We start from the raw sequence: 313 nt of genomic DNA on the forward strand, positions 1-313 counted from the left end.
CTTTCTTATAAGTATGCTTCGGTATTTGTGTACTTACTAAATTAAGTAATTTCATTAACTTAGTGGCACGGTAGCGGCTAAGTGGTATTCCTCTCTGAGATACCATTTTTGCTATACTTCTCGCTCCAGCAGAGCCATTACTAATGCTATGTACTTCTTTAACTTCTGAGTATAACTCTAATAACTCACCGTCAACGTTTCTTGGCTTTGCCTTCCAATACTTATAACTACTCCGATGAATACCAAAGGTTTCACAAAGAATGCTTATACTGTGGCTCTGCCTGAGTTTATCTATTAATGCGAATTGTTCAGT

General features: G+C 37.1%; 1 protein-coding gene. It reads right to left on the bottom strand.

Annotated features, from left to right (window positions below):
* On the bottom strand, positions 1 to 313 hold a 313-nt coding region (locus tag PVK62_RS17595; RefSeq protein WP_338000271.1), incomplete at both ends, for an IS3 family transposase.

The organism is Aliivibrio sp. S3MY1 (genome assembly GCF_028765575.1).
In the GTDB taxonomy this organism is placed as follows: Bacteria; Pseudomonadota; Gammaproteobacteria; order Enterobacterales; family Vibrionaceae; genus Aliivibrio.